Origin of the sequence: Pedobacter westerhofensis (assembly GCF_900182595.1) — a bacterium.
In the GTDB taxonomy this organism is placed as follows: domain Bacteria; phylum Bacteroidota; class Bacteroidia; order Sphingobacteriales; family Sphingobacteriaceae; genus Pedobacter; species Pedobacter westerhofensis.
The window spans coordinates 32,325-58,596 of record NZ_FXTN01000017.1; the positions used below are offsets into that span (position 1 = coordinate 32,325).

Genomic DNA, 26,272 nt, shown 5'->3' on the forward strand with positions numbered 1-26,272 from the left:
GATTGGATAGATTGGCCAAAAGAAGTTAAGGACAAATGCAGGAGAAGAAATAAAAGTAATTTTTTCATATCAATTGAGATTTATACTGAAGTGCCCGGAAATACAACTACTGAAAACCAGGACACAGATCATAGGGTTCAATTTGCAAATTTGATCTGGTACCGAATTATCAAGGATACAATTATATCGGAATTTCGAAGGCAGCCTACTATAATGAACTAAAAGAAGTAATGTTTTCACTTACCAAATACCGAAATATTAGTATAAATTTAATAAATTAACATTATCCTTTATGCAAGAATCGGTATCAAATAAAAATATAATTAAAGCAGCATATTTTATGATCATGGTTGGATTAATAATATTTTCATCATGTACTTATTGGGATACATCCTCATTTAGATATTTGATACCGGAAGGGTACGAAGGCATGATCGTAATTTCATGGGATCAGGAAAACGGTGTTGCAATTCATAAAGACGGAGACTATGAAGTTTACAGAATTCCACCTAATGGACTTTTGAGGACTAATGTCAGAGCAAGAAGTCTCAATATTATTGAAGAGCAATTCTATTCCTATAGTCAAGCTACTGGAAAGCAGGTCAGGCTGAAAATAATTGATCCTTCAATTTCAAAAGATACAATTGAAAGTAAAAACGAATTTTACAAAGTGGGCTTATTATCAGGAGGCCACGAAGGATTAAATAACATGATATTTTTTATTACAAGAGATAAAAACTCAAAGTTCATGGATGAAACATACTGCAGACATTATTATTCTAAACATGAAGATGAACTATATCAAAATTTAAAGTGACGTAAATGAAAATTGAAATGAATGCTATCCTAAGGAGCAAAAACATAAAAATAACTACTTCACTTTACATCTTATTGCTTGTAGTTTTGATTACGTCCTGTACTTATTGGCACAACGTAAACATAAAGTATATCATTCCTGAAGGATATGAGGGGATGATCGTCCTCGCCTGGGATCAAAAAAATGGTGCTCCTAAAATAATGGAAGGTGATTATGAAGTCTATACTTTTCCTGCTAACGGATTCCTTAAAAGCGAAGTCGGCGGAAGAAGTATGAATGCGCATGAAAAATTCTATTCTTACAATAAAGCAACCGGAAAGCGGATGGAATTGAAAATAATTGATCCAACGATTTCTACCGATACAATTTCGGCCAAAAATGAATACTACATGGTAGGATCTTTCTCCGGAGGTTATGAACAGACATACAATCTGGTCTTTTTTATAACTAACAATAAAAAATCGAAATTTATGGATCCAGCATACCGTGAAAAGTATGGTGCTGAACATTTAGATAGATTATACGAAGAAAAATAATATTATAAATTTTCAGAATGAATTTTTATCAATGGAACATCAGTGTATAAGTATCGAACAAGCTGGCATGGGCCTAATCCAATTAATTTAGGGATCCTTAATGAGATTCAAATCATCAGAGTTCCTGATCTACTGCAACACATTAACTCTCTGCCTGTATATATCCAAACGCTCCGCTAAACAAAATGCCACTCAATATTGGGGCATTTTTTGTTACACTAGCAGCGCAGCGACCCTATTGGGATGCACCCCTGTTAAAACCAATACTCTGCCTGTAAAACTGCGGAGAAATCTCAGTTTTAAGTTTGAACATCCTGCTAAAATAAAACTCGTCTTCATACCCCAGCTCATAGGCGATTTCCTTCACCGTTTTATTGGTAAGATATAATTCCCTTTTTGCTTCAACAATGATCCGCTCAGTTATCAAGTCTGAAAGCGTTTTGTTGAAATGGTTCTTAGTAACCCTGGCAAGGGCCAGGGGTGTTAAGCGCAGCATATCGGCGTAATCACTGACAGAATGCTTCATCCGAAAATTGTCTTCGATCGCATTCCGTAAACTTTGAACAATGCCGGATTGTTTGCCCCCGAGTCCATTTGTATCCTGAATAGTCTGCTGCTCTATCTTTATTCTGGTGGCACGTACTAAGAGTATCTTCAGATACGAGACAAGAACTTCGTCTTTTCTTAAAGCATCAGTCTGTAATTCAGAAACAATCTCCTGAACAATATTGAGCAGCGAATATTTCGCACCCTCGTCCAATGTGATAAAAGGCTGCTCATAAATGTTATTAAATAATATACCATTGGCTGCTATCTCTTTATGGTGCCTGTAAATGCAAAAGAAGTCATGATGGAACTGAATGGAAATGCCCAGCAATGGTCCTTTTGGGATGAGCATGAACGGCTGATAGGGATAAAAAGCGAATAGGGTGTTTTCCTTAAAAGAATACTCACTAAGATCCACTTTAGCCAGCCCTTCCCCAGACGTGACAATGATCAGGCTGAAATAATTATTCCGCTGGATATGATCAAAATAACTGCTGTTATCAAACTCAAAGATTTTAAACGACAAGTTGCCATTTTGCTGATTGACAAGTGTATAAACCGACTGCGATAACATAGTTATTAGATTTGATTCAAGTTCTGCAAAAATTCATCATTCAATGCCTTGCACTCTTCAACGCAAATGTCACTGATCACTGTTGGTTGCTTTCCCCATTTCGGCACTTTTTCGGTACTTAGAACACTGAATTGCGAGGTTAGTCCCCCAACATCTGGTACAGAAATGCCATAAATGATCTCAGGTATCCTATGGTGTCTAATCATATAAGAACACATGATACAAGGTTCATGTGTGGTATACATTTGCGACATTGAAAGCTGTTTAGCATATCCACTTTTGATCGCTGAACGGATTGCCAGAATCTCTGCATGATTGGTGATATCCCCGGTAGATTTCCCTGCCTCCTGTCCGGTGCCAATCACCTTGCCATCATACACAATAATAGCTCCCACGGGTGGGTTGCCCGCTATCAATGCAGCTTTCGCGATTTCCAGACACTGATCCATGTAATGTTGATATTCATTCTGCATAATTTCGCTTATTATAAGGCTAATTTACTCAAATAATTCTCCCTGATACGGATACGAAAAAACTGTCCTTTGCTAACCGCAAAGGACAGTTCAAAATCCTGTTTAGAAAATTAAAATATCGTACCCTTCGTTTCTCAGATTCAGGAAACTGGGCAGACCTGGTGTACCAGGTACTTTATTATCGTTCAACAGGTCATATCCTGAAACCTCTGTACCAAACACTGCAACGCAGCCTTTAGAAAGCCCATGGACATGATCTTTTACTTCCATATAAAGTTCATGCACCGCATGCTCAGATTTTTCCAGATGTTCAGGCCATCTTATTCCTGCACCCTGAAAAATAATCTTTACATCTTCACCTGCATGTTTGAATTCATATGCCGATGCTAAAGCATTGAATACACGTCCCAGTGCTTCTTCTGAACCAGCTTTGGGATCAGATAGAATAATTATTGCTGTTTTTTTCATTTCAAATATTTATTTATAGTTCAAAATTGTGGTAATTATGATTCCTGGAGAATGGATGATTATGACTATCTCATGGAGAATTTCACTGCGGGCCGGGGGCTTACCGGGAACCTGGACGAACGAAAGTCTGCCATCCCCGCATGGTTTCGATAAAGCGCTCACTTAAACCTCCCTGGCGTAAATATTCGGCCGTTACCGGCATTTTCGGACTTTCGAAAAACGGGTTCGCCTTTACCTGAAGTGGAAAGTCGCGCTGAAGGATACCAGCACGCGCAATCAATACAAAATCACAACCTTCATCAAGCAGTTCGGCAGCACGTTGTCCGCTGTAAATCTTTCCGGCTGCTCCCAGACGTACCGCTTTGCGGGGCAGTTCGGTAAAAACGCTGAGCAGGGTTTTCCCCTTGAACGTTCCCTCCCGAACAACCTGGGCCGAATCCCATAGCGCCAGATCCAGGTAATCAATCAGCTCCCGGTCAAAGATTTCAGCGGTAATCTCCCGGAGTTCCTCAAGGCGCAGTCCATATCGCTCAATTGATAAGCGCCAGCCGATCTGAAAGTCGGGCCCACAGGCCTGGCGAATACCTTCAATAATTTCCAGGGTCAAACGAGCTCGGTTTTCCACGCTGCCGCCATATCTATCCTTACGGTCATTTAAATTTGGCGACAGAAATTCAGAAAGGATCCAGCCGAAAGCGCCGTGTACAGATATGCCATCGAAGCCCGCCAGTTGCGCCCTCTTCGCCGCTGCAATAAAATTATCACGGATTCGCTCTACTTCTTCTGTGGTCAGCCCCTTTACACCCGGAACCGTGTGACCAGATGCAGGTGCTGGAATTCCACCGACTGCCGGTACCGCACGATGCCCGGCGTGGTGTAACTGTACCGCGGAAAGCGCCCCACCATTCCGGATGTTTTCTGCCATCTTGCTGAGGCCGGGCAGGTGATCATCACTGTGGATACCAAGCTGCCGCTCAAAGCCTATGCCTCCGGACTCCACAGTTGCCGCACTCGTTTGAATTAATGCATAACCGCTTTTGGAGAGTTGCTCGATCCATAGTTGGTCAAACTCAGAGGCTGAACCATCATATTCACTCTGCTGACTGGTGAGCGGGGCCATCATAAAGCGATTTCTCATTTCAGGGCCATGCAGCAAAGCGAGTGGTTTGAATAAATCAGAAACAGACATTTTATTAAATTTTAGTTTTAAATTTTGTCTGTCAAAGATGGCCTGAGAACTACTAGAATAAAATGGACGTTTCGTACAATATCATGGATTATTTTTCCCCGGTTTGGGCAGCAACAGTTTAGATCATCAGTGGTTTGGAAAGAAGGACTCCATTGAGGTAGCATTATAAAACCATTACCAACATAAGGTAGCTAATGATAACTACCTGCAGCGCCTGTGCTTACATGGAAGATGATACACTTGAAACATCTGTATGAGGCCTCGGCCAATGATGTTATTACAAGTACATTCGACGGCTATGTTGAGGCGCAGATATATGGCGATATCATATAACTCTCCAGGCCCAACTATCTTAAATTATGGCGTTATCGTTGCGCCCTGGTTGCTTTATCAAAAGATAAAACGAGATTCTTCTGATCAACATCTTTAAGCAGCAGGTCATGGGTATCTGTTCCGGGACCTGTTGTAAAATACATCTCAGCTTCAACGGTTTTACCTTTTTCCAAACCTTCTTCAAATAGTGCAATTCCAAATAAGTTGCTGTCTGCTTTTGATGAAGCAATAATGCTTACTGTACCCAGGTCATACTTGCCATTATTTATTAAAGTGACAACGCCTGCTTTATAACTGTACCTCACTCCTTTCACCGTAGCAAGGTAAGTTTTGTTTTTACTGGTGACAGGCTGATAAGTCTGGGCGTATCCCTGAATTCCGGCTATAAGTAAAAATATACTGGTCAATATTATTTTCATGATTCAAAGGCTAATATGTGAGCTTCCCAAAGCTATCACAAAAATATCAAATTGCACAGAATCCCCTTTAAGATTAAGTCGGACAAAAAATGTAAAAATATTCCCGCTGTGTTCAACGATTTATTAGCATAAACCAAGGTTTATATTAATCAGATCCAGCCTGCAAGGGCACGCCGCATAACCTGATCGTGATATTTATCACAACTAAATTATGTCATATGCCCTTGCTATAAAACAGTTGATAGCGTGACATTTACAGTAAGATCGATGCAGATTATGTATAGGAAATAATTTTATGCTCAAATCTGTCAGATCCTGTATTTTTTATTAAAACTCATCACATATGAAAACATGGTTTATAACAGGGAGCTCTTCAGGCTTTGGACGTATATTAACTGAAAAGTTATTAAAAAGAGGAGATCGGGTTGCTGCAACTTTAAGGAAAGTGAATGCCCTGGATGATCTTAAAGAGCAATACGGCGATCAGTTGTGGACCGCTAAACTGGACATCACTGATACTGCAGAAATCAGAAAGGTTGTTGATCTCGCATTTGCCCAGCTTGGAAAGATAGATGTGATGGTAAATAACGCTGGTTATGCACTCTTTTGTGCGGTTGAGGAAGCCAGTGACGAGCAGATACTGCAACAGATCAATACAAATATCATAGGTTCAATCCAGGTCATCAGGGCTATCCTGCCGCACTTCCGTACACAGGGCGGCGGTAGAATTTTACAGCTATCTTCAGCAGGAGGCCAGACAACTTATCCTAACTTCAGCTATTACCACGCTACAAAATGGGCTTTAGAAGGCTTCAGTGAAACTATAGCCAAAGAAATCGCTCCTTTCAATATTGGCCTCACGATAGTTGAACCTGGTGCCACCAAAACTTCTTTTGTCAGTGCAATGGTGACGGCGCCTGTAATGGAAGAGTATGATCAGACACCGGCCGGAGATGTTCGCCGTGCCGTGCTTGCCAATGCGTTTCCAATCAATGGTGATGCCCAAAAAGCCGTACAGGCGATAATTGATTCTACTGATGTCAGCCCTGCCCCATTAAGACTTGCCCTGGGTAGCGATGCCTATAACGATATGCTTGAAAACTTAATCTCCCGCAAGGAAGCACTTGAAGCCCAGAAAAGTATTGCTTTTGCAATAGTAAGAGACCCAGAGAATCTTTACTGAGCAGATGGCCCATTGGTAGTTTTTTAAGTAATGAAAGCGATGCCGGTGATGATCACGTGGAATCATAAAGATTAAAAAAAGATCAGCGGTAAACGGCCCTATAGATTTATCCCCGGCAAAATTTTATCAATTACAATTTGCTGCATCAGCGCAGGCTCAGTGACCGGTATCAAATGACCGGATTTCTCAAACCAGAAAATATCCTTTTTTGGAGCAATTAGTTTCCTGTAATAAGCTTCAGAAATTGCAAAATTTGTCTGATGGTCACTCCGGCCTACAAAAAAGTAGATGGGGCATTTGACCTTCAGCAAGGTAGCAGAGAAATTCACATTAGCCTCCTTGAAAAGCTCCATCATCTCGGTATTTTCCGTGAAATATTTTTTAAAGGAAGTTGTATCGCCGATGGTCTCGCCGTTTAAAAGTGACAGCCATTTGCGGTCGTAATAATTCTGCTCGCCGTTTTCGAAAGGAATTTTAATTTTATTCAGTTCAGCAATCGCTGTGGCATTTTTTTGCTGTACCGCTTTTTGTTTCATTTCCGCAAGTGAGATCCGCTCGCTTTCCCACTGGTTCACTGCGGGACTCACCGCCATATAAGCATAAAGTTGTTCCGGATGCTTGTCAGCCATATAAAATCCCAACACCGTTCCCCAGGACCAACCCATTAAAAACAGTTTTTTCTGATGAAACTGCCTGAGCAGCTCGGTAACCAGCTCATGGGTATCATTCTCGTATAATTTCACAGTAAGCTTAACAGGTGAAGGGTTCAGCTTTAAGGTTTGTCCGCAGTTACGCTGGTCCCAGGCCACCACCGTAAAGTACTTTTTCAGCTCATCGAGATATGCTTTATTTTCGTCGTATATACCTTCCGATCCCGGTCCGCCGGTGATGAATAAAAACAAGGGTTTGCTACGGTCTCTGCCTTCTATTTTTACTACCTGCCGGATTCCGCCTGCCAATACAGTTTCCGTAGTATCTATCGGCGCCTGCGCAGAGCAGTAATAGTTTATTGATATAAAAAAGACGCAGCAAAGGATTTGTTTGAGATTGATCAACATTGAAGATTCGTTAAGTTTAGAAAAAATATAGGCCACATCCCGATGGACAATATGCTTAAAGTTTAATGAGATTTTGGTTATTCAATTGTCCCTTTGCCTGCTGTAATATGATGTTAAACAAAGGTGGCGAGAACATAAAGCCCTGTCCAAGGACATTTGAAGCAAAAAAACCGTGACTTTTATCACAGTCAAGACGATAAAAGACAGCATGCAAATACCAAAAACTTACCCATTAGCTTTTGGCATAATGGTTTCGGATCCGGCTGAGGGTCTCACGCGAAACGCCAAGATAGGACGCTACCATATGCAGCGGAACACAATTAAAGATATCTGGGTACGAATTCAGAAACTTTAGGTATTTCTCTTCAGACGTGTCACTGATATGGCTCATAATCCTGTTCTGCGCGGCGTCAAAGCTCCTCGCCTTTAACCTGTCCCTCCAATCCCTGAATCTTGGGATGGTATTTACGAGATTCTCCCAGTCCTTTTTTTCTATCAGGAGCAGCTCGCTTTCAGCCAGTGCATCAATATTATTTTTTGAAGGGGTTCCATTGTTATAACTCTCCTGATCGCTTACCCACCAGTTCACTACGCCAAAGGTCATAATATGCTCGGACCCATCCTCGCCCACCCGGTAGAACCTCATGCAGCCACTGGCCACAAAGCAGTTGTAATGACAAACATCTCCTTCCTGTAGCAGATACTGTCTTTTCCGTAATTTTTTCGTCACTGTGCATGCCCGTACCATTTCTATTTCATCATCCGTAAGCGAAGCCTGCTTTTGTAAGTAGTCGGCAAGAATTTTAAGCATAAATCGATTTTTTTTTTGTGTATGCTTGAAATCACCTCCTGGCACATTCATCAATCTATTACTGGTCAGCACAAGGTTTGCAATTCGCTAAAATTAAATTATTATTCAATGTCAAACGTCAGTATCCCGCTATTTCTGCCTCTGAATTACCAAAGAAATGATGTATGTTGCTGTTAAGCTGTTGTATGTCAACAAATATATTGATCTATATTATCATAACTAAATAAATATTCATTTATCTTTGTTATAAATTTATACTGTGCGTACAAGAGATACTGATAAAGAGGACATCGTCAAAAAGATGACTATTGAGACCGTTGCAAAGCATGGTCTCGACGGATTCACCATCGCCAAACTTGCCAAAGCCTGCAACATTTCGGTTGGAACCCCCTATGTATATTATAAAGATAAAGATGACCTGATCATCAGCATCGTGCTTGAGGAAGGTAAAAAAATGGATGAATACATGAACCGGAACTTCGATCCTGAATTATCCCTGGAAGATGGCTTACGTGTCCAGTGGCGTAACAGGGCTGATTATCAAATTGAATATCCTTATTCAGGTCGTTTTTTGGATCAGATACGCAGCTCAGCCTATCAGGATCAGCTTTTGGAAATGTTCACAAAGCAAAAAGGAAACTTCCTGAGCCAGTTTAAAAAGAATGTAGAACATTTTGTTTCCAATGTTATCGAGAGGAAAGAAATGGATGCAATGCCCTATGAGGAATATTGGTGTGTTGCCTTTGCTCCCTTATATTCATTACTGCGCTTTCATCAGGAAGGCCGAAGCATAACCGGCCATCCATTTCAGATGACCGAAGAGATATTATGGTCTACGTTCGACCGGGTAATCATTGCCTTAAAAACGGCTGATCATAAAAGATAAAATCATAATTTAAACTATAAACCATCAAAAAAGATAAGCATGTTAAACGAGGTAAGTTCATTCCTGCTCATAGGCCAGTCTAATATGGCAGGGCGAGGTTATATCAAAGATGTTAAACAAATCTATGATGAGCAGATCAGGATGCTTGTTAATGGAAGATGGCAGACGATGACAGAGCCCATAAATTTTGACAGGCCAACTTCGGGAGTTAGCCTTGCCGCATCATTTGCAGGTGCATGGCGACTGGAAAATCCCGGTCGGCAGATCGGTCTGATACCCTGCGCGGAGGGTGGTTCCAGCCTCGACGACTGGGCAGTTGGTGGCCCCTTATTCGAAAATGCAGTCTTCAATGCAAAACTTGCGATGCGAATCAGTACACTTGAGGGAATTCTATGGCACCAGGGAGAAAATGATAGTTTTGGAGGCCGCTTTAAACAGTATAATGATAAGTTACAGGTAATTATAACTGCCTTACGCGATGAACTACAAGTACCCGAAATCCCTCTGATCCTGGGTGGTCTGGGAGATTTTCTTGCAGATGGGCGATATGGCAAATATTTCACTGAATTTCGTACAGTAAACGGGAAACTGCTGGAGTTTGCGTCAACCCAGCCAAATACCTTTTTCGTTACTGCATCGGGCTTGACGGCCAATCCTGATGGCCTGCATTTTAACGCTGTATCTTTGCGAAAATTCGGCATAAGGTATTTTAAAGCCTTTCAGTACCGGCAAAATATTGAAGCAGCAACTGCAGATGAGAACGAGCTGATCGATACCATAGCAAACAGAGAACTAACGAAAACCGAAAAAATAAACCTGCTGGAAATCAGTTTCGCAAGTGGTACGATCTCTCTGGAAAATTGCGAAGCGCAACTGGCACTATTAAATGCCGGATAGACAGTATAAGAACTTTAGGGCAACAGCTTCAAAGCCCTCCGCTCCCGCGTTTTATCTTTTTATGACGCGGTTTCGGTCTGTCCAGAAAGCGAGCAGAAGAATGATCAGCATCAGGGCCATGAATGAAACAAACAGACCCATGATTGAAGCAGATGGCGGCGGGCCAAAGGTATTGCCCAGGCTAATTACGAAAAGCAAAACGACTAAAGTCCAGAGCAACCAGGTGCCCTTCTTGTTTTTCGCAACGGTTACTCCAGCGTACAGCATCGCGCCACCAAAAAAAAGTACAGATTCTATAATCAGTGTAAGCGCAACGTGGTTCCAGAGACCAAATCCTACCTTCTCATCGCCAAATAAGGTTAGCGGCAAATCTGCTGTATGTACAATCAGGTCTAGAAACCAGTGACTCAATACACAGAGGCCAATCACCACTGCAGCTTTATAATCGCGTTTAAAGCCCCAATAAAGCAGTCCTGCAATCATACCCCAAACTATCCCCATCATCAGGCTGTGGGTGATCGGATAATAGAGAAACTCAAATGAGTTCGTTTTGGTATAGCCTGGCACTACTGCCACCTTTTCAATATTAAATACCAGTAAAAAGGGCCACAGCAGGTCGACAAACTGAGTGGCGATAAACAAGGTTACAAGTGAAAGCTGTGGCACTGCTTTTTTTGCGGCAAAGGATAGTCCGAAGTGTCCGATAAACATAGAGGTTGTATTTAGGTATTACAAAAATGTATAAAAACTGCATCTATTTACCTGATCAATATCAGGAAGGCGAAAAATATAAAGCCCTGTCTCTTTCTCATCATCTGTCTCATTATATCTGAAGTTTCAGCGCTGAAAGTTTTTACTGATGAGAAATGCTGCCAGGTGGATCACTTCACACCTATCAGCATTTCCTTTACCGCTGTTTCCAGCTGCTCATCTCTCCCATTTAAAATATTTTGATAGAAATTGGCCACCCGGATATCCGGATCAATCTGGGAATTTTCAGTTGGACTGTGCTCCCCGGCACCGTAGGTTGCGCCTACCCCGATCTGAACAGTTAAGCTGGGATTGATCTGCGTTTCAAACCAGGATGCTGTGCCGGTTCCGGGAACGGGCATCCCTATTGATTTTCCAATTCCCATCCTTCGGTAGGTGTAGGGCGTCAGGTAAGCATCAGAATAATTGCCCTCATTCATGATGATGCAGCTCGGTTTGTTCCACCTTGACAATGGCTCGCCCCCGTTTGTGATACGTCCCTGCCGCCGCTCGGTCAGATAGATCTTCCCGCTTAAAAAATCGTTGAGCTGCTCATGCAGTGAACCGCCCCGGTTATACCGCGTGTCGACGATCAGTGCAGCAGCATTTTTATATTTCCCCAATGCTTTATCATAAACAGGGCGAAATCCTTCATCGTTCATGCTGCGCACATGAACATAGCCAAGCTTACCATGTGAAAGACTGTCGGTCAGGTGCTCCATCTGCCTGATCCATCTGTTGTAAAGCAGGGTATTCAACTCTGTTTCCGGTTTGACAGCCCGGACAGTATCCGTATAGGAAACCTCTCCAGATATATTTGCAAACTTCACAACCGCCTGCTTTCCCGATTTACCATTCAATAATGCCGCCCAGTCCTCAGTTTTCCTGATCAGCTGGCCGTCAATGGCAGTGATCAGCATGTCCGGCTTCATCCGGGTTTTAGCCAGATCAAAAGGGCCACCTTTCAATATCTCCTTCACCAGGATCCCATCCTTGTTCCAGGTCTCATCATAAAGCAAGCCCAAAGCTGCTGTCTGATCCCTTTTTTGATATACCGGAGTGTATCGCGCCAGCGTATGGGAGGTATTCAATTCGCCAAGAAATTCATTGAGCAGTCCCAAAAAGTCATAGTCGTTGTTGATATGCTTTACGAAGAGCTTATAATTTTGATAACAGCCATCCCAATCCAGTCCGCCATAATCGGGGAACATAAACCGTTTTTTCACCATTTGCCAGGTGTGACGGAACAGGTACTCTCTTTCTGCCGAAGTATTATACTCCATTACAGTATCTATCGGTATTGGTGAAACTTTTCCATCCTGCGTGTTTATTATCAGGATGTTTCCCTTGCTCAATATGAACAGCAATCTTCCATCGGTACTCACCTGCATTTTGCCCTCCACAATATTCAGTTTAGCTAAAAGCGAGTGCTGATGGGTAATGATATTGGTCTTCCACAGGTCATAGTTTTCCTGATATTTGTTCAGCGAGTAAAGCGTTTTGCCATCCGGAGACAGCAATGCATCGGGCAAGTCTGCTGTGACCCGACTCATACGCGCGGAAGGAAAACCTTCTTTATTCAACAATAAATTGTTTGGAAGCTTCAACTTAGAAATTCGTTTCAGGTTCAGCGCGGTATCCAGCTGACTTTCCTGAAGATTATCAAAGAGTGAATGGTCGAAGAACATTCCAAACACATCCCTATGTGCTCCTGTCAACGTAAAACTATGATTGGCGAGCTTGTCAGAAAGCCAATACATCATTGCCCCATTGACTCCCCATTTAGGTTTTTCATCGATGAATCCGCTTTGCGTGAGATTCAGCCGTTTCCCGCTGCCGTCGTCTTTGATCAGGACCACATCATTCTCGAAGCCACCCCCGCCTTCGGTTGATTGTGCAAGCAGATACTGGCTGTCAGGCGACCAGCTAAAATACTGGTCGCCATCGCCTGATGAATAATTTACCCCCTCAGGGATCAGTATACGGGTTGTTTTAGTCCGCAAGTCATAACATTTCAGCACCTCCCTGTTTTCGATGTACGCGATTTTACCCGCATCCGGTGAATACAGGCCCTGAAACTCGTCCTGCCCTGTAGCAATGATATTCTGAACAGTAAAACCTGTAGCATTGTAGAAATATGCATCTGCGGAATTCTTTAACCTGATCTCCTGAATGTCCCAGGAGTTTTCCTGTTCGACAGAAAAGAGCAGTTTTCTACCATCGGGACTGAAATTTACCATTCTTTCCTGAAAGGGCGTGCTTGTGATTCTTTTAGTAAGGTGTCCGTCGGCAGCACTCACAAAAATGTCTCCACGGCATATAAAGGCGATTTGTTTGCCATCAGCTGAGAGAGCCATTTCAGTAATATTGTCTCTGACCGGCATCTTGTCAATCTTTCCGGAACTCATCACTGCTTTACTAAAAACTTTTAGTTTTTGAGGCTCCTTTCCTTCTGTTAATCCGTACAGATCACCATTGTACGTAAAGACTAATCTTCCATTTGCTGATCTTGAAAGGTTACGGACAGGGTTCCGGCTGAAACTGCTAAGCTGTAGCACCCTGGACGTATCACCAACAAATCCTTTAAACACATTCATTGAGCCGGACCTTTCGCTCAGGTAATAAAATTCATCTCCCTTTCCCCATATCGGCTCCAGGTCCTCACCTTTGAAAGATGAAACTTGCTGATAAGTTTTTGCCTTGATGTCATATACCCAGATATCCCGGGTGACCGACGATTGATGATGTTTGCGGTATGTATTTTCCAGGCCTTTTTTATCCTGAAAAATAATCCTTGTACCTTTTTGATCCTCATGGGCCAGATCCATACCAGCGCTGTTAACCAGGATGCTTTTCCCACCTGATATGGGAACTTCATAAAGCTTGCTGAAAATTTGATCTCCAGGAAATCTGGCCGATTGATAAATGTCGTGCCTGTCGGTCCCGAAGCGTATTTTCTCATCATCTGATGAAAAATCATACGGAATATCCCTCGCGGAATTAAACGTTAAACGGTCAATATTTTTGCCCTCTGTGTCCATGAGATAAACATCGAAATTACCATGTTCATCATTAGCGAAAGCAATGTTATTACTGTCATGGCTCCAGACAGGATATCCACTGTAAGAAGGGCCATGAGTCAATTGCTCTATCATGCCGCCCTTCCCGGATACCTTCCAGATATTTCCCTTGTACTCGAAAGCGACCCATTTTCCATCAGGCGACACCGCACATTGCTGCATCCACCTGACTTCATTATTTTGTGCATTTGAGTGGTTACTGAGCACTAATAGAAAAAGGATTATCCTCATTAAAAGCGGAAAAGAGCCCACAATTTTCAGTAAGTTACAAATCATATCTCTTTGACAAACTATGCCTGCATTTGTTTCAGACATTGCTGATACCGCCATCAATAAGCATATCCGAACCGGTCATAAACGCACTTTCGTCCGAAGCAAGGTAAACGGCTGCTCCGGCGATCTCGTCGGGACGACCCAGTCTTAACATGGGGACATAGGCAGCATAATGTTCATGCAGCGCTTTCAGTTCTTCGGGCGTTTTTGCCTGGGCATCCATGATCGGCGTTGGGACAGGCCCGGGACTGAGCAGGTTTGCGCGGATTCCATTGTCCTTAAACTCGGCCGCCCAGGTGCGTACGAATGAACGCAGAGCGGACTTAGCACCGGCATAGGTTGAGTGGTTGGGCAATCCCATATAGTGCCCGGCGGAAGCTACCAGGATGATGGAACCTCCCCTGCCCATTAATGGCAACATTTTCTGCGTCAGGAAAAGCGGGCCTTTGGCCATGAGGTCGAAGGTGCGGTCATAATGTTCCTCAGTTATGTCGGGCAGCGCCACCTGCTCCGTAAATCCGGCATTGGATACTACGATATCCACTCTGCCCCTGGTTTGACGGATAACTTCTGCAACGTGGTCAAGGTCGGGCAGACTAGCTGCATCTGCCTGAATTGCCGTAACATTTCTGCCGATCAGCTTCACTGCCTCATCAAGCGCATCCTGCCTCCTGGCGAAAATGAATACCTCCGCGCCTTCTTCAACGAACCGCTGCGCGATTGCGAGTCCGATGCCGCTGGTACCGCCACTGATAACGGCTATTTTATTTTCTAATTTCATATGCGTGAAAAATTGAGGTGCAGCAATGCACAATACGATTGTTATAAAAATTTCCTGCCAGCTGCAGTTTCATTTTGGCTTTTAACAGATAATTCCAGTTCGGTGGCCACCTTCGCAAGATCAGCAAGGAGACGCTCATGGGCCAGCCAAAATCCATCCGGAGCGGCCTTCGCCAGCTCAATCCAGTATGGTCCGCGCATAGTTTCCTCAGTCCAGAGGTGACATCCTCCAGGTATTGGTGTAATGATCCAGGCGTGATAAGCTCTGGATTCTTCTGTAACCTTGGGATGACCACCCCAGGCGATACGCTTCATTGGTTCAAATTCCTGTACAGAGGCAAGTACATCCTGACCCGCAAAGCTTGTTTCAAATTCTGTCCCCATCTGAAGAGACTGATGTCCATGTAGAAGATGGACCTGTGCTATGCTTGGATAGAACTGTGGCCAGGCATTTGTATTTGTGAGCAGCGACCAGATTGTTTCCGGAGAAGCTGCAACTTCAAGTTCATTTGTAAAGTGGATGGGGCAGCGACTGGGAACCATATCCTCTGGCCAGTTGATAATTTCGAACATTGTTTCTTGATTTGATGAGAAACAAATCTCCGGCATTGAAGAGGTTAAGAACGAGGATATTTGACTGAAAATACCCGTGACTTTTGTCACGGTGATTGACAGCCTCCAGGGTTAATCCTGGAAGATGCCATGAAGCTCTACTGGCTACGATGCGTGGTTTTGCAGCAAAGCCATTCGCTGTTAAATCACAAATTGTGATTTACCTGGAGCATTTATAAAGCGATTATTTTTTTGGCGAATAACTAATAAAACAAAAACGGGATAAACCCTGAGGTCTATCCCGCTTCATTTGTGATCCAGCTTTCTTCTTATACCGGATCAGGCATTTATAATTAAAATTTGTATCCTACGCTACCCACAACATTGCGTGGAGCCATCGGCTCTAAAGTTGACCAGCCTTTGTAGTATTCTTTGTCGGTCAGGTTGTTTACTTTGAAACCAAATGTGATGTGAGGCATGCCATATGAAACAGAGGCATTCAAGATCGTATAAGATGGCAGTGTAAATACTCCCGTAGTTGCCCTGTTCAGGATCATATTCTTACCTGAGTAGTTTCCACCAAATCCAAATCCAAGACCTTTACCAGCTCCATGCATTATTTTGTAGCTAAACCATGCGTTCACCTGGTCTTCCGGACCGGCTCCTTCAGATCTTCTTCCCAGGAAATCTGCAGGACCCTCAGTCAGCTTATTCTTGTTTTTCGCATAACCGGCAATGATATTAAGGCCGTTAAGTGGATTTGCATTCACCTGGAACTCCAGTCCCCTGCTATAGTTTTTACCGCCTTGGGTATAGTCATTCTGACCAACACTCAATACAGTGTTTGATACTTTAATATCGTAATAGCTGATGGAGCCTGATAATTTACCGTCAAACAAATCAGTTTTGATACCCGTCTCCCATTGGTTGGCATGTTCAGGATCAAATACCCGTGTGGTAGTCGTTCCGTTATCGTTCACAGTAACTGGTGCAACGTTTGTAAATCCGTTCATATAGTTTCCAAAAACCGAAATCCTGTCTTTCAGTACCTGATATACTAAACCAAATTTTGGGGAGAGCGAAGTTTGCGAATATTTATCTGCGTCAGCCACACTGAAACCGCCATTTTTAAAATGATCTACACGCAGACTTAGCATTGCAGAGAATTCAGGTGTAATATTTATTACATCTGAGGCATAGGCACTGTAAGTTTCCTGGGTAGTCTTAGTATCATTATACCCGGATGCATTTGTAAGATTAAATACGTTGTCATAAGTAAGGTCGCCAGTATCAGTTCCGTTAGCACCAAGTGTCACGAGGCCGACACCCACATAACCTGAGCTCTTATCAATAGATGTTCGGTTAAAATAATCCAGTCCCACAACCATACGGTTACGAATTGTACCAAGGTTAAAATCTCCGGTAAAGTTTTGTTGAATATCAGTGGTTTTGGTATTCGCGTTCTGGTTGGTAATGTAACGGGCAAAGGTCGACGGCACATTTGGGAATCCCGGAACAAACTGTGAACCTTCATACAAATAAGAATAGAAACCTTCAGATTTTGCACTTCCTACCGACACTACTGTTTGTGAGTTCCATGAATCAGATATTTTATAGTTGATCTGACCCTGTGCAGATGACACCGGATTTTTCATTGCGATATCATCACTCGTATAAGATTTCTTTCTGTCGTACCCTAACCCATCCAGCGTAGTAGTTCTAAGTGGAGCATCCCTGTCAAAGAACAGACTGGTGGCATTGGTACTCTTAGATTTTAAGAACTGCGTGTTCACCGTAAATGACAGCCTGTCGTTCACTCTATATGAGAGCGAAGGCGCGATAAAACGGGTATCTCTAAAACCTGCATCCTGGAAAGTGTTCTGATTCTGGAATGCAGCATTGACCCTGAACAACAATTTATGTTTTGCATCAAGTGGGGTGTTCACATCAGCCGTAGCTCTTACCAGGCCCCAGCTTCCTACACTCAAGTTCACATCACCCAAAACTCCATCAAAAGGTTGTTTTGTTACTGTATTGATTAAACCACCATAAGAAATCAGGCTGCTTCCGAAAAGCGTTCCTGATGGGCCTTTAATCACTTCGATCCTCTCTACGTTAGACACATCAAGGCTGCCGTTGGTTAATCCCGGCAATCCATTGACAAGTGTTGGCTGAACGGCAAATCCTCTCAATGAAAAGTAACCTGCACCATCACCTGCACGACCAGTTGAAGACCATAATTTATCTACACCTGTTGCATTTTTTAAAGCATCATCGTAATTCGTTACGATCTGATCTGCCATCAGTTCTTTGGAAACTACAGAATATACCTGTGGATTTTCCAAATTTTTCAATGGCATCTTGGCTACATATTCACTTTCCTTTACGGCAAACTTATTTGTTTTGCCACCTGTAACCACCACTTCTTTCAGTTGCTGGTTAGATGCGTTTAAAGTCAGGACGAGCTCAGTGGTCTGGCCAGCTGTTACCGTTACCTCTTGTGAACTTGGCCTTACCCCTACCAGGCTGGTGGTAATGGTATAATTACCAGCAGGAATTCCCTTAAGGATGTATCCACCGTTTCTGTCTGCAGTTGTACTGGCCACATTTTTAATAGAGACCGTAACCATTTCTGCCGGTACCCCGTCAGAGGTTCTAACGGTTCCCTTAATGGTTCCGTTCTTTGACTGTGAAAATGAGGTCATGGACACCAGCATAATCATGAAAGTTGAAATCGCGTATCTTAAATTTTCTGATAACATAAAATTATTGCATGTATTATTTAGATTTATTACAAACAAACATACAATAACCTGTCAATTCTGTAAGAATTTTGTTTAGACTGGTTACAGATTAAGACAATCAGATGACACTTCTTGTAAAACAAAGGCAGAATATGTTAACGAGATTATGAAATAGTTAAACATGGAAGTTGGCGTTGATCTGAATATCCAGCCTTAGAATTGAAATAATATTAAATTGATGCGGCAAGCTGGGCCATGTCATCATCGTATTTCAAATCCCCTTTGTCTTTTAAAGGATAATACTTTAAGAGAATTGATTCAATAATACTAAAGCTCTGTGGAGATTGTATTGCAGGCGACGCCAAGCAATCTATGATATTCGCGATTAATTTGACTTTTTTTGCTTCGTACTGACTTACCATAAAACCGGAATCATCGAGTTTAATGTGAGTATCGATAAGAGCATCGATTTTCTTCAAATCATCCAGCATATCCATTAACCTATGTATTTCAGATTGCCTCATCATATTCAAATTTAATAAATAATTTCTAGAAAACCTTTTGGCCACTGATGACCATATTTATTCCTTCTTGATTTAATGAAATTATTCATCCAATAAAATCTGTCACCTAAAAACAGGGGATATTTCCTGTTATCCTCAGAATATATTTTCACAATATAAGCGTCAACACCATATTTAGTAAGTGAAAAAGGGTATTTGAAGTTATTTATTTTATCACCAATAGAATCGATTAATTCCCCATCTACAATTGATACCAAATCAATGTCATTGGGATATTTTTTTTGGGTAACATATGACCCATCAATCCATTGAATTATCAGATGACCTGAGAGTGTTGCCTTCAGCTCATCAGAATAAACTATATACTTTTCAAACAATGAACGGCGGATTGGCTCATCTGGTATATTTGCAAATTGTAATTCCAGATCGGATAAGGTGGCGGGTATATTGGTATGAGGGACCAGGTAACCCCTTGAATTAATTTCTAGCATATGATGATTTTGAGGATTAAAATCCTGTCATCTTAAAAATCAAAATAATATTGCACTAGATCGATTACAGATAACAGTCTACAAATATAGTAAGAGTTAATTAAAAGCAAATTAAAATAATTTATTTTGACAATATGTTGCTCTAAAATTACCTGCATTGTTTAATCTGATTCTTGTACCCTTGAGGTAAACTTTAAGGCAAATATATGTTGACTGGTTAATAATGATAGATCGGCACTGCGTTTGATAACAATTAAAAAAGCAACATTATGCAGCCCAATGAGATAACATCTCCACAGCAAGATAAGGCAGGTAAACCCCGCGTACTCAAAAATCACAACGACAAAGTCTCACTGTTAATTACAAACACCTTTGGCAGCATCGCTTTTTTATTCGTTTGTGCGGCTTTCATCGTGTTTTGGCTAACCTGCAACCTGAACCTGATCCCGGGGATAAAAGCCTTTGATCCCTTCCCCTTTCCCGAGCTTGAAATGGTGGTTTCCATCTTTGCAATCATTCTGTCTATATCAGTACTGATCAGCCAGAAGAGACAGGCAAGACTAGAGAAAATAAATCAGCAGGTAGAATTTGAGATCAATATCAAAGCAGAAAAAGAAATTACAAAAGTCCTGGAAATGCTCCATGTCATTCAGAAAAAACTTGGGATTGATAATGACGACACCGAGTTGGAAAAAATGAAGGAGAAAACTGATATTGATCAGCTGCACAGGGAAGCAGAGCAATAAAATCAAGCATCCCGGCAGAGCCATACTATCGTCTTTTTGGAAAAGATAGAGTTCCCTAGCGACTTTTTCACCTTTTTTACCACCTTTTTAACCTTTCATCATAGTTTAATTCTATACAATTTTGTTGTCTAAAATCTATCTATATGAAAAAGGAGCAAATAAAACCAGTTCTGATCGTTGGCGCAGGCCCTACCGGCATGACTGCAGCGATGGAGCTCAGCAGAATGGGCATTCCCGTCAGGATCATAGATAAAGCCAAAGGGCCATCCACTACCTCCAGGGCACTGGCCGTACAAACCCGTACCATTGAACTCTTGGAGCTCCGCGGCTTATCAGAAAAAATGCTGGAAAAAGGGAACCGCGCCCATGCCACAACAATTTACAGCGCCGAACAAATCCTGGGCAAAGTAAATTTAAGCCTTATTCCCAGCCGGTATAATTTCTGTCTCCTGCTGCCCCAGTCAGATACAGAAGAAATTCTGCGCAACCAGCTGGAAAAACAAAACATCAATATTGAATGGCAAACAGAAATGACAGATTTATGCGTCCTGAGGAACGCTGATAGTGTTATTGTCACAATTAAGGGACCCGATAAACCGTTACATGAGTTCGAAGCCTCCTATTTGATCGGTGCCGAGGGGGCACACAGTATAACGCGCAAAACACTGGGCATAGAATTCCATGGCAAAACGATGGGCCAGAATTATGCACTGGGCGATCTGCATATTGATGGAAATATTCCTGATCATGAACTTTCTATATTTATGGGCAAGCAAGGCTTCCTTGCCGTTTTTCCATTAAAAGGGCAACGCTTCCGTTTAATGGTTACCGACCCTGAGGGAAAGGATAAAAACACAGAGCCACCATCGCTTAACTATTTGCAGCAACTATACGATGATGTGGTACACATCCCGGGCAGATTATACGACGTGCGCTGGACATCACGCTTTGGGATCAATAGCCGTATGGTACGCACCCTGCGTTCCGGCAACGTTTTTTTAGGCGGAGATACTGCTCACGTGCACAGCCCGGCCGGCGGTCAGGGAATGAATACAGGCATGCAGGATATGATTAACCTGTGCTGGAAACTTGCTTATGTAATTAAAGGTCAGGCGAAACCTGAGATCCTAGATACTTACGAAGAAGAAAGAATACCAATTATCGCGTCCTTGCTGTCTACAACAGAGCGGGCTACAGATCTCTTCAACTCAACAAATTCTATTGTCCAGAGCCTGATGAAAATCTTCCTGCCACCCATTTTAAGTATGGGGGCGGTGCAGAAAAAAGGAGCTGCAGTGGTTGGCGAAATAGCACACTCCTATCATGGCTCCGCATTGGCAAAGAGCACTGAAGAAGTCAAAGATCTGAGAGCGGGCGACCGCCTGCCAAACTGGGATTTTGAGACTGAAGCAGTATCAGCGGATGGCTCTGTAAACAAAACGGGCACCCTCTATCAGTTGCTCGATCCTTCGTTCTTTACCCTTTTACTGCTGAATTGCGAAGAACAGATTGTCATTCCTGATGCCTGCAGCGCTGTGGTGAAAACATGGCACCTGGCCAATTCAAGCATCACCATCAATGATATTCTGGATGATTCCCCAGCCTACATCCTCGTCAGGCCAGACGCTTACATTGCAATCGCGGGCAGCTGCAATGAGCTGGACGAACTGCAGGACTGGCTAAAAAAATGGCTGCTGATCTAAACAGGCCTGCCATTAGCAATCTCTTTCGTTCTGTAAAATAAAATTGACTCCGGATACGTTATTACAACTAAAATCAATAAATTATTATTATATGAACACAAAAATCGTAAAAGTTAGCAATGCGGACACAAACGATATCGTAAATATTATATTACCCATACAAACTATAGAATTTGGCGAAGAAATCACTGTTGATGACCAGCCTGATCTCAAAGATGTCCAGACCTATTACCATCATACCGGCGGAGGTTTTTGGGCTGCTGAGATTAATGGAGAACTTGTCGGCACCATTGCCCTGGTTAAACTTTCCAGAAATGCGGGAGCTATCAAAAAGATGTTCCTTAAAAAGGAGTTCAGGGGGCCAGAATACGGAATAGCAGCGCTGCTGTTAAAAACGCTGATTGATTATTGCATAGACCATGGCATCGAAAACTTATACCTCGGCACTTTGGACAAACTTAAAGCTGCTATCCGCTTTTATGAAAAAAACGATTTTATAGAAATAGAAAAGTCGTCGCTTCCAGGAGAATTCCCGCTGGTAAAATTTGATAACTTATTTTATCATTTGAAAATAAACGGATAGTCAGGAAACAAGCTGCAAATGATAGCCACCCGCGACTATTATTTGCAGCATGCCATTATTATTTGCAGCGGATGGTCGTCATTTCGTGCAGAAATCACTGGCCGAGGGACTAAATGAGTTCCGCAGCTAATCTACCGGGTAACCTTTATCTATCCAGTCTGTCTTGATATTGGTATGAAGGTCCAGCACGTTTATATTGCTGAAGTTCATATCAGATAACAATTGAAACGCAGGGCGAATATTTGGACATTTTCCCATTGGGCAGCAGCCACAATAGATAACAATCTGCTGGTTCTTTGGCACTTTCAGCAAGGCAGACTTGAGCTTCACAATATTTGCACTGTCACTTGCTGCCCCCATCTTTATCGCCCCTTTAATATTCTCTACCACTCCAATGTTATAAATGGTTATCTTCTTTTTACTCTCGATCAAGCCGGCGAGGACTTGCGGTTCGATGAGTTGATCCTGCTTCCAGGGGTTCATTTGTAATTTTGGAGTAGCCTGGGCTTTCGCCTTGAAGGTAGTCAGTACACACAGCGTCAGGCAAAACAGGAGTTTGATCAGGTCTTTCATAAAACCTAAGATATAAAAAATAGACCAGGTTACAATTGAGCGAAATCAGGGGCTGAATATTGAAGAAAATTATTAAAGGAACTGGACCACAAAACGATTAAGACAAGGACCAGACCAGGATTAAGATTAGAACTATAGCAAGGAAAAGACGAGAACTATACCAAGGAAAAGACGAGAACTACACCAAGGAAAAGAAGAAAGCTACACCACGCATCAAAGAGCAATAGACTGAAAAGCCAGGTATTATACCCGGGATAAGAAAGCAGACGATTTTAACTTAGGTTAAGATCAATCCGGCACGGGATGCCGAAATTTGTATCAGCAACACAATCAAGGAGGATGCATAATAAATTTCCCGATGCTTTGCATCAGGTGACAATGCATATCTTCGTTGATTAGTCTGCGAACGAAAAAATAAAGCACCCACAAAAATGGAAAATTCAAAAATTGAAGTCGGCGATCAAGTACCGCACTTTACCCTCAAAGATCAAAACGGAGAAAATTTTGCGATCAGAGACTATATCGGCAAAAAGAAGATGATTATATTTTTCTACCCAAAAGATGAAAGTGCCGTCTGCACCAAAGAGGCTTGTGCCTTCAGGGACAGTTATCAGTATTTTGAAGAAGCGGGAGCCATCGTAATCGGTATCAATTCCGGTTCTGCAGAAAGCCACAAAGCCTTCGCGCAGCATCACAATCTCAACTTCACTTTGCTGAGCGATCCTGAAAATAAAGTCCTGAAACTGTTCGGAATCAAGAATTTCCTGTTCCTCACCGGAAGAGAAACTTTTGTAATCGATGAGTCAGGAAAAGTGAAGTTCCGATATCGTGGATTGTTGAACGGCAATGCACATGTTGAGGAAACGATTGAATATCTGCAGTCACAAAAGGTCAGGGTTTAATAACCCTACCTGGCTACCAAGGGGTATAAGATTATCTCAGATACTCCCAGCGTTTTGCCCAATCCAGTAACACTTCGCTCCGCCACTTACGGACTGTCTCTCCGCCTTGCCAAATCCCATCAAATAATTGCGGGTCTTTGCGGTCGGTATACCAGTTCTTGCCTAGCCGGTAATTTGTAGCCCGTGCTTTACCCGGCCAGATATTATCTACTACAAACATGCCCGACTGCTCCCTGAAACCCGGTATCTGAGAGGTCACCTTGTAAGTCAGCGTTTCTGTTCTCTTCGGCGAGTACCTGATCACGTAATCACCCTTGCCAAGATAATATCCGTCCCATTTCTGCTCGCCAATCTCAGCCTGCACAGTCATCGTAAAACAGACAGAGTCTGAGGGAATGTTTAGTAAAGGTCCTTTGAAGTGAAATTCTACAATAGAATATACCGTTAGCGTATCGGCAATGGTAGTGTTGCGGTTAAACACGATCCTTGGACTGCTACTGAATTTCTCGTAGCTCCCGCCCCAGTTTCCCCTGGTTGGATCCTGCGGATCGCCATCCATCATGTACAGCAGTGAAGGTGTGTCTCCCATTTTCACCCTGCCCTGATAATGGTTATTCTTATAGTCCTTACCCAAATACCCCGCTTCGCGGATGTAGTTTTTATAGTAATTTTTACTGCTCAGGCTATCAGGCACATTATTCGTGGAAAAGAAACCATAATAAGAGGAGTTCGACTCGATCAACCACAGGTCCGGGAAGTTCGAGGCGATATATGCGTAACTGTTTGCGCTCCATTTTTTGTTTGGCCCACCGATAAAATACACCCTGATCTTGTGCCGGATTTCAGGGGCGTCGTGTAGTGCCTGAGCTACGTCTTCCAGTCCGCCCCAAACCAGTACCCAGAGTGGCTGGCTGCTTTCTTTTTTCGCACATCTGATGATCCAGTCGGATCCCTCCGAGGGTTTCCTGTAGCCTCTAAAGGGGGCCGCACCATGTACGCCCTGTTTGGTAATTGCCCTCAGTTCATCGGGCGATGCGCAATCTTTGATATGCTGCTGAAGTTTGGGCAGGTCTTTCTCGTAAAGGCCGATCATCCGCAAAATCTCTGCCTTGCTTCCGTTACCATATGAGGGAGAAGAGACCAGTCCTTCGAGTTTGAATAAGTTATTGTACATCAGCAAATGCGCCATTGACTGGTTGTCGTCGGGGTCCGCTCCGCCAATATCCGTGCTGATCAGCACTCTGGGTTTAACAGGTACAGGCCTTTGCGCCATCAGTTTGAAGGAAAGCAAACCTAAAGAAAGAAGACAAATCAGTTTATACATAGTTGTTGCTGATATACCTGGTTAAGCAATCTTACGGACTTTCTGCCGCTTTTCTTCCAGCATCAGCCATTATATCTGCGCAAACGTTTGCAGGAACAGCAATATTCAGTTGAAATTCAGATCGATAACCAGGCACAAAATCCAAAACCTTTGTGCCCGGGTGTTGTTTGAACCTACTCAAATTGATATCTTCATAAACAAAACCAACAAGCAAATCCCTCCCAATTATGAACAAAACCCAGGTGAACAAACATTCTTTCTTCTACAGAAATGCCCTGACCATCGTTTTTCTCCTATTATTTATCGTCACCCTATTTGCACAGGCACTGACAGGCTGGAAGACACATAACCAGGATCTTAAAGATGACCACGCAAAAGAGATCAGCCTCGCAACCTACCTGCAAAGCGGCCATTTCATTTCGGCCACCTTTGAGAACTTCGAAAGTGAGTTCCTTCAAATGGCGCTGTACGTGGTGCTGACCGTTTCCCTGCGGCAGATCGGTTCTGCCGAATCCAAAAAACTTGACGAGCCTGAGGAGGTCGACCGTGAACCTGTGATTGCTCCCGGTGCCCCCTGGCCTGTTCGCAAAGGCGGCTGGATACTCGTTCTATACAGCAATTCCCTCGCGATCTGTTTTGGGATTCTTTTCTTTGCCAGCTGGGCTTTGCACCTTTACGGAAGCTGGCAAAACCATAATGTGGAACAGCTGGCGAAGCATTTGCCAACAGATACCGTCAAACAGTACCTCGGGCAGGCCGAATTCTGGTTCGAAACCTTCCAGAACTGGCAGAGCGAATTCCTGTCTGTAGCTTCCATCGTATTCTTCACGATATTTCTGCGCCAGAAAGGCTCTCCTGAATCCAAACCTGTTGATGCCCCTGATATGGAAACAGGCAAATAACACCTACCACTATAATCTTTTCTACAGAATTGCTAAGCACGATATATCATACCGGGAATTTCGTAAATTCACGGGATATCGTCAGATTAAAAAAAGTTATTTCCGTTTAAATTTCTGACAAAGAACACCTTAAAGAATTGGCATATTAATCGTTA

The 26,272-nt window shown here is 42.8% G+C and carries 26 protein-coding genes; 10 read left to right on the top strand and 16 right to left on the bottom strand.

Going from position 1 to position 26,272, the window contains the following annotated elements:
* The first annotated feature begins 292 nt into the window (after positions 1 to 292).
* Both FN831_RS25645 and FN831_RS25650 read left to right on the top strand, forming a co-directional pair.
* Entirely contained in the window at positions 293 to 817 is a 525-nt protein-coding gene (locus tag FN831_RS25645) for a DUF6843 domain-containing protein (RefSeq protein WP_142531071.1), read from the top strand.
* 5 nt (positions 818 to 822) lie between these two features.
* Positions 823 to 1,353 carry a DUF6843 domain-containing protein gene (locus FN831_RS25650; RefSeq protein ID WP_142531072.1) on the top strand — a complete coding sequence of 177 codons (531 nt, stop codon included), beginning with the start codon at positions 823 to 825 and terminating at the stop codon, positions 1,351 to 1,353.
* Positions 1,354 to 1,588: 235 nt separating this feature from the next.
* On the opposite strand, the gene FN831_RS25655 is transcribed toward FN831_RS25650, so the two are convergent.
* The 5 genes from FN831_RS25655 to FN831_RS25675 all read right to left on the bottom strand — a co-directional run bounded on the left by FN831_RS25655 (position 1,589) and on the right by FN831_RS25675 (position 5,355).
* Positions 1,589 to 2,473 (bottom strand): helix-turn-helix domain-containing protein, encoded by an 885-nt coding sequence (locus tag FN831_RS25655; protein WP_142531073.1) that lies wholly within the window; start codon positions 2,471 to 2,473, stop codon positions 1,589 to 1,591.
* Between the two features lie 5 nt (positions 2,474 to 2,478).
* Positions 2,479 to 2,946, bottom strand: coding sequence for a nucleoside deaminase (locus FN831_RS25660; protein WP_142531074.1), 468 nt, complete (start codon positions 2,944 to 2,946; stop codon positions 2,479 to 2,481).
* A gap of 102 nt (positions 2,947 to 3,048) precedes the next feature.
* Positions 3,049 to 3,414 (bottom strand): DsrE family protein, encoded by a 366-nt coding sequence (locus tag FN831_RS25665; RefSeq protein WP_142531075.1) that lies wholly within the window; start codon positions 3,412 to 3,414, stop codon positions 3,049 to 3,051.
* Between the two features lie 100 nt (positions 3,415 to 3,514).
* Complete coding sequence (locus tag FN831_RS25670; protein WP_142531076.1) at positions 3,515 to 4,603, bottom strand: NADH:flavin oxidoreductase; 1,089 nt, start codon at positions 4,601 to 4,603, stop codon at positions 3,515 to 3,517.
* Positions 4,604 to 4,968: 365 nt separating this feature from the next.
* Positions 4,969 to 5,355 carry a hypothetical protein gene (locus FN831_RS25675; protein WP_142531077.1) on the bottom strand — a complete coding sequence of 129 codons (387 nt, stop codon included), beginning with the start codon at positions 5,353 to 5,355 and terminating at the stop codon, positions 4,969 to 4,971.
* Between the two features lie 343 nt (positions 5,356 to 5,698).
* Between FN831_RS25675 and FN831_RS25680 the strand changes: the two genes are divergently transcribed.
* Positions 5,699 to 6,538 carry an SDR family oxidoreductase gene (locus FN831_RS25680; protein WP_142531078.1) on the top strand — a complete coding sequence of 280 codons (840 nt, stop codon included), beginning with the start codon at positions 5,699 to 5,701 and terminating at the stop codon, positions 6,536 to 6,538.
* A gap of 98 nt (positions 6,539 to 6,636) precedes the next feature.
* On the opposite strand, the gene FN831_RS25685 is transcribed toward FN831_RS25680, so the two are convergent.
* The gene (locus FN831_RS25685) at positions 6,637 to 7,596 is read right to left on the bottom strand and encodes an alpha/beta fold hydrolase (RefSeq protein ID WP_142531079.1); all 960 of its coding nucleotides are present in this window, start codon (positions 7,594 to 7,596) and stop codon (positions 6,637 to 6,639) included.
* A 232-nt stretch (positions 7,597 to 7,828) separates the two neighbouring features.
* Positions 7,829 to 8,407, bottom strand: a complete 579-nt coding sequence (locus tag FN831_RS25690; RefSeq protein ID WP_142531080.1) for a Crp/Fnr family transcriptional regulator — start codon at positions 8,405 to 8,407, stop codon at positions 7,829 to 7,831.
* A 259-nt stretch (positions 8,408 to 8,666) separates the two neighbouring features.
* Between FN831_RS25690 and FN831_RS25695 the strand changes: the two genes are divergently transcribed.
* The gene (locus tag FN831_RS25695) at positions 8,667 to 9,293 is read left to right on the top strand and encodes a TetR/AcrR family transcriptional regulator (RefSeq protein WP_142531081.1); all 627 of its coding nucleotides are present in this window, start codon (positions 8,667 to 8,669) and stop codon (positions 9,291 to 9,293) included.
* Positions 9,294 to 9,332: 39 nt separating this feature from the next.
* A complete protein-coding gene (locus FN831_RS25700; protein WP_142531082.1) occupies positions 9,333 to 10,190 on the top strand; it encodes a sialate O-acetylesterase in 858 nt (285 codons plus the stop codon).
* A 51-nt stretch (positions 10,191 to 10,241) separates the two neighbouring features.
* Here FN831_RS25700 and FN831_RS25705 read toward each other — a convergent pair whose 3' ends face one another.
* The 7 genes from FN831_RS25705 to FN831_RS25735 all read right to left on the bottom strand — a co-directional run bounded on the left by FN831_RS25705 (position 10,242) and on the right by FN831_RS25735 (position 19,384).
* A complete protein-coding gene (locus tag FN831_RS25705) occupies positions 10,242 to 10,901 on the bottom strand; it encodes a metal-dependent hydrolase (protein ID WP_142531083.1) in 660 nt (219 codons plus the stop codon).
* Positions 10,902 to 11,071: 170 nt separating this feature from the next.
* The gene (locus FN831_RS25710; RefSeq protein ID WP_185960606.1) at positions 11,072 to 14,251 is read right to left on the bottom strand and encodes a S41 family peptidase; all 3,180 of its coding nucleotides are present in this window, start codon (positions 14,249 to 14,251) and stop codon (positions 11,072 to 11,074) included.
* A gap of 76 nt (positions 14,252 to 14,327) precedes the next feature.
* On the bottom strand, positions 14,328 to 15,074 hold the full coding sequence (locus tag FN831_RS25715; RefSeq protein WP_142531085.1) for an SDR family NAD(P)-dependent oxidoreductase: 747 nt from the start codon (positions 15,072 to 15,074) through the stop codon (positions 14,328 to 14,330).
* A gap of 41 nt (positions 15,075 to 15,115) precedes the next feature.
* Positions 15,116 to 15,646 (bottom strand): SRPBCC domain-containing protein, encoded by a 531-nt coding sequence (locus FN831_RS25720; protein ID WP_142531086.1) that lies wholly within the window; start codon positions 15,644 to 15,646, stop codon positions 15,116 to 15,118.
* Between the two features lie 332 nt (positions 15,647 to 15,978).
* Positions 15,979 to 18,387, bottom strand: a complete 2,409-nt coding sequence (locus FN831_RS25725) for a TonB-dependent receptor (RefSeq protein WP_142531087.1) — start codon at positions 18,385 to 18,387, stop codon at positions 15,979 to 15,981.
* Positions 18,388 to 18,599: 212 nt separating this feature from the next.
* Positions 18,600 to 18,866 carry a hypothetical protein gene (locus FN831_RS25730; protein WP_142531088.1) on the bottom strand — a complete coding sequence of 89 codons (267 nt, stop codon included), beginning with the start codon at positions 18,864 to 18,866 and terminating at the stop codon, positions 18,600 to 18,602.
* Between the two features lie 38 nt (positions 18,867 to 18,904).
* Positions 18,905 to 19,384: a DUF6932 family protein gene (locus FN831_RS25735; RefSeq protein WP_142531089.1), complete on the bottom strand. Its 480-nt coding sequence runs from the start codon at positions 19,382 to 19,384 to the stop codon at positions 18,905 to 18,907.
* Between the two features lie 269 nt (positions 19,385 to 19,653).
* On the opposite strand from FN831_RS25735, the gene FN831_RS25740 reads away from it, so the two are divergent.
* The 3 genes from FN831_RS25740 (at position 19,654) to FN831_RS25750 (ending at position 22,416) form a co-directional block, all read left to right on the top strand.
* Positions 19,654 to 20,130: a DUF1003 domain-containing protein gene (locus tag FN831_RS25740; protein ID WP_142531090.1), complete on the top strand. Its 477-nt coding sequence runs from the start codon at positions 19,654 to 19,656 to the stop codon at positions 20,128 to 20,130.
* 143 nt (positions 20,131 to 20,273) lie between these two features.
* Positions 20,274 to 21,833 (top strand): FAD-dependent monooxygenase, encoded by a 1,560-nt coding sequence (locus FN831_RS25745; protein WP_142531091.1) that lies wholly within the window; start codon positions 20,274 to 20,276, stop codon positions 21,831 to 21,833.
* A 91-nt stretch (positions 21,834 to 21,924) separates the two neighbouring features.
* Complete coding sequence (locus FN831_RS25750) at positions 21,925 to 22,416, top strand: GNAT family N-acetyltransferase (RefSeq protein WP_142531092.1); 492 nt, start codon at positions 21,925 to 21,927, stop codon at positions 22,414 to 22,416.
* Positions 22,417 to 22,542: 126 nt separating this feature from the next.
* Here FN831_RS25750 and FN831_RS25755 read toward each other — a convergent pair whose 3' ends face one another.
* Positions 22,543 to 22,989, bottom strand: coding sequence for a rhodanese-like domain-containing protein (locus FN831_RS25755; RefSeq protein WP_142531093.1), 447 nt, complete (start codon positions 22,987 to 22,989; stop codon positions 22,543 to 22,545).
* A 431-nt stretch (positions 22,990 to 23,420) separates the two neighbouring features.
* Between FN831_RS25755 and FN831_RS25760 the strand changes: the two genes are divergently transcribed.
* Complete coding sequence (locus tag FN831_RS25760) at positions 23,421 to 23,891, top strand: peroxiredoxin (protein WP_142531094.1); 471 nt, start codon at positions 23,421 to 23,423, stop codon at positions 23,889 to 23,891.
* Between the two features lie 31 nt (positions 23,892 to 23,922).
* Here the strand turns inward: FN831_RS25760 and FN831_RS25765 are convergent, their stop codons facing one another.
* A complete protein-coding gene (locus FN831_RS25765) occupies positions 23,923 to 25,215 on the bottom strand; it encodes a nucleoside hydrolase-like domain-containing protein (protein WP_142531095.1) in 1,293 nt (430 codons plus the stop codon).
* Between the two features lie 227 nt (positions 25,216 to 25,442).
* Here FN831_RS25765 and FN831_RS25770 point away from each other — a divergent pair, with 227 nt between their 5' ends.
* The gene (locus FN831_RS25770; protein WP_142531096.1) at positions 25,443 to 26,117 is read left to right on the top strand and encodes a DUF6766 family protein; all 675 of its coding nucleotides are present in this window, start codon (positions 25,443 to 25,445) and stop codon (positions 26,115 to 26,117) included.
* Positions 26,118 to 26,272: the final 155 nt, after the last annotated feature.

Coding starts and splice junctions, on each gene's coding strand:
- FN831_RS25745 (WP_142531091.1), top strand. CDS start 20,274: ATGAAAAAGGAGCAAATAAAACCAGTTCTGATCGTTGGCGCAGGCCCT.
- FN831_RS25710 (WP_185960606.1), bottom strand. CDS start 14,251: ATGAGGATAATCCTTTTTCTATTAGTGCTCAGTAACCACTCAAATGCA.
- FN831_RS25660 (WP_142531074.1), bottom strand. CDS start 2,946: ATGCAGAATGAATATCAACATTACATGGATCAGTGTCTGGAAATCGCG.
- FN831_RS25675 (WP_142531077.1), bottom strand. CDS start 5,355: ATGAAAATAATATTGACCAGTATATTTTTACTTATAGCCGGAATTCAG.
- FN831_RS25750 (WP_142531092.1), top strand. CDS start 21,925: ATGAACACAAAAATCGTAAAAGTTAGCAATGCGGACACAAACGATATC.
- FN831_RS25700 (WP_142531082.1), top strand. CDS start 9,333: ATGTTAAACGAGGTAAGTTCATTCCTGCTCATAGGCCAGTCTAATATG.
- FN831_RS25725 (WP_142531087.1), bottom strand. CDS start 18,387: ATGTTATCAGAAAATTTAAGATACGCGATTTCAACTTTCATGATTATG.
- FN831_RS25680 (WP_142531078.1), top strand. CDS start 5,699: ATGAAAACATGGTTTATAACAGGGAGCTCTTCAGGCTTTGGACGTATA.
- FN831_RS25755 (WP_142531093.1), bottom strand. CDS start 22,989: ATGAAAGACCTGATCAAACTCCTGTTTTGCCTGACGCTGTGTGTACTG.
- FN831_RS25740 (WP_142531090.1), top strand. CDS start 19,654: ATGCAGCCCAATGAGATAACATCTCCACAGCAAGATAAGGCAGGTAAA.
- FN831_RS25705 (WP_142531083.1), bottom strand. CDS start 10,901: ATGTTTATCGGACACTTCGGACTATCCTTTGCCGCAAAAAAAGCAGTG.
- FN831_RS25760 (WP_142531094.1), top strand. CDS start 23,421: ATGGAAAATTCAAAAATTGAAGTCGGCGATCAAGTACCGCACTTTACC.
- FN831_RS25715 (WP_142531085.1), bottom strand. CDS start 15,074: ATGAAATTAGAAAATAAAATAGCCGTTATCAGTGGCGGTACCAGCGGC.
- FN831_RS25665 (WP_142531075.1), bottom strand. CDS start 3,414: ATGAAAAAAACAGCAATAATTATTCTATCTGATCCCAAAGCTGGTTCA.
- FN831_RS25650 (WP_142531072.1), top strand. CDS start 823: ATGAAAATTGAAATGAATGCTATCCTAAGGAGCAAAAACATAAAAATA.
- FN831_RS25765 (WP_142531095.1), bottom strand. CDS start 25,215: ATGTATAAACTGATTTGTCTTCTTTCTTTAGGTTTGCTTTCCTTCAAA.
- FN831_RS25645 (WP_142531071.1), top strand. CDS start 293: ATGCAAGAATCGGTATCAAATAAAAATATAATTAAAGCAGCATATTTT.
- FN831_RS25720 (WP_142531086.1), bottom strand. CDS start 15,646: ATGTTCGAAATTATCAACTGGCCAGAGGATATGGTTCCCAGTCGCTGC.
- FN831_RS25690 (WP_142531080.1), bottom strand. CDS start 8,407: ATGCTTAAAATTCTTGCCGACTACTTACAAAAGCAGGCTTCGCTTACG.
- FN831_RS25655 (WP_142531073.1), bottom strand. CDS start 2,473: ATGTTATCGCAGTCGGTTTATACACTTGTCAATCAGCAAAATGGCAAC.
- FN831_RS25735 (WP_142531089.1), bottom strand. CDS start 19,384: ATGCTAGAAATTAATTCAAGGGGTTACCTGGTCCCTCATACCAATATA.
- FN831_RS25670 (WP_142531076.1), bottom strand. CDS start 4,603: ATGTCTGTTTCTGATTTATTCAAACCACTCGCTTTGCTGCATGGCCCT.
- FN831_RS25685 (WP_142531079.1), bottom strand. CDS start 7,596: ATGTTGATCAATCTCAAACAAATCCTTTGCTGCGTCTTTTTTATATCA.
- FN831_RS25770 (WP_142531096.1), top strand. CDS start 25,443: ATGAACAAAACCCAGGTGAACAAACATTCTTTCTTCTACAGAAATGCC.
- FN831_RS25730 (WP_142531088.1), bottom strand. CDS start 18,866: ATGGATATGCTGGATGATTTGAAGAAAATCGATGCTCTTATCGATACT.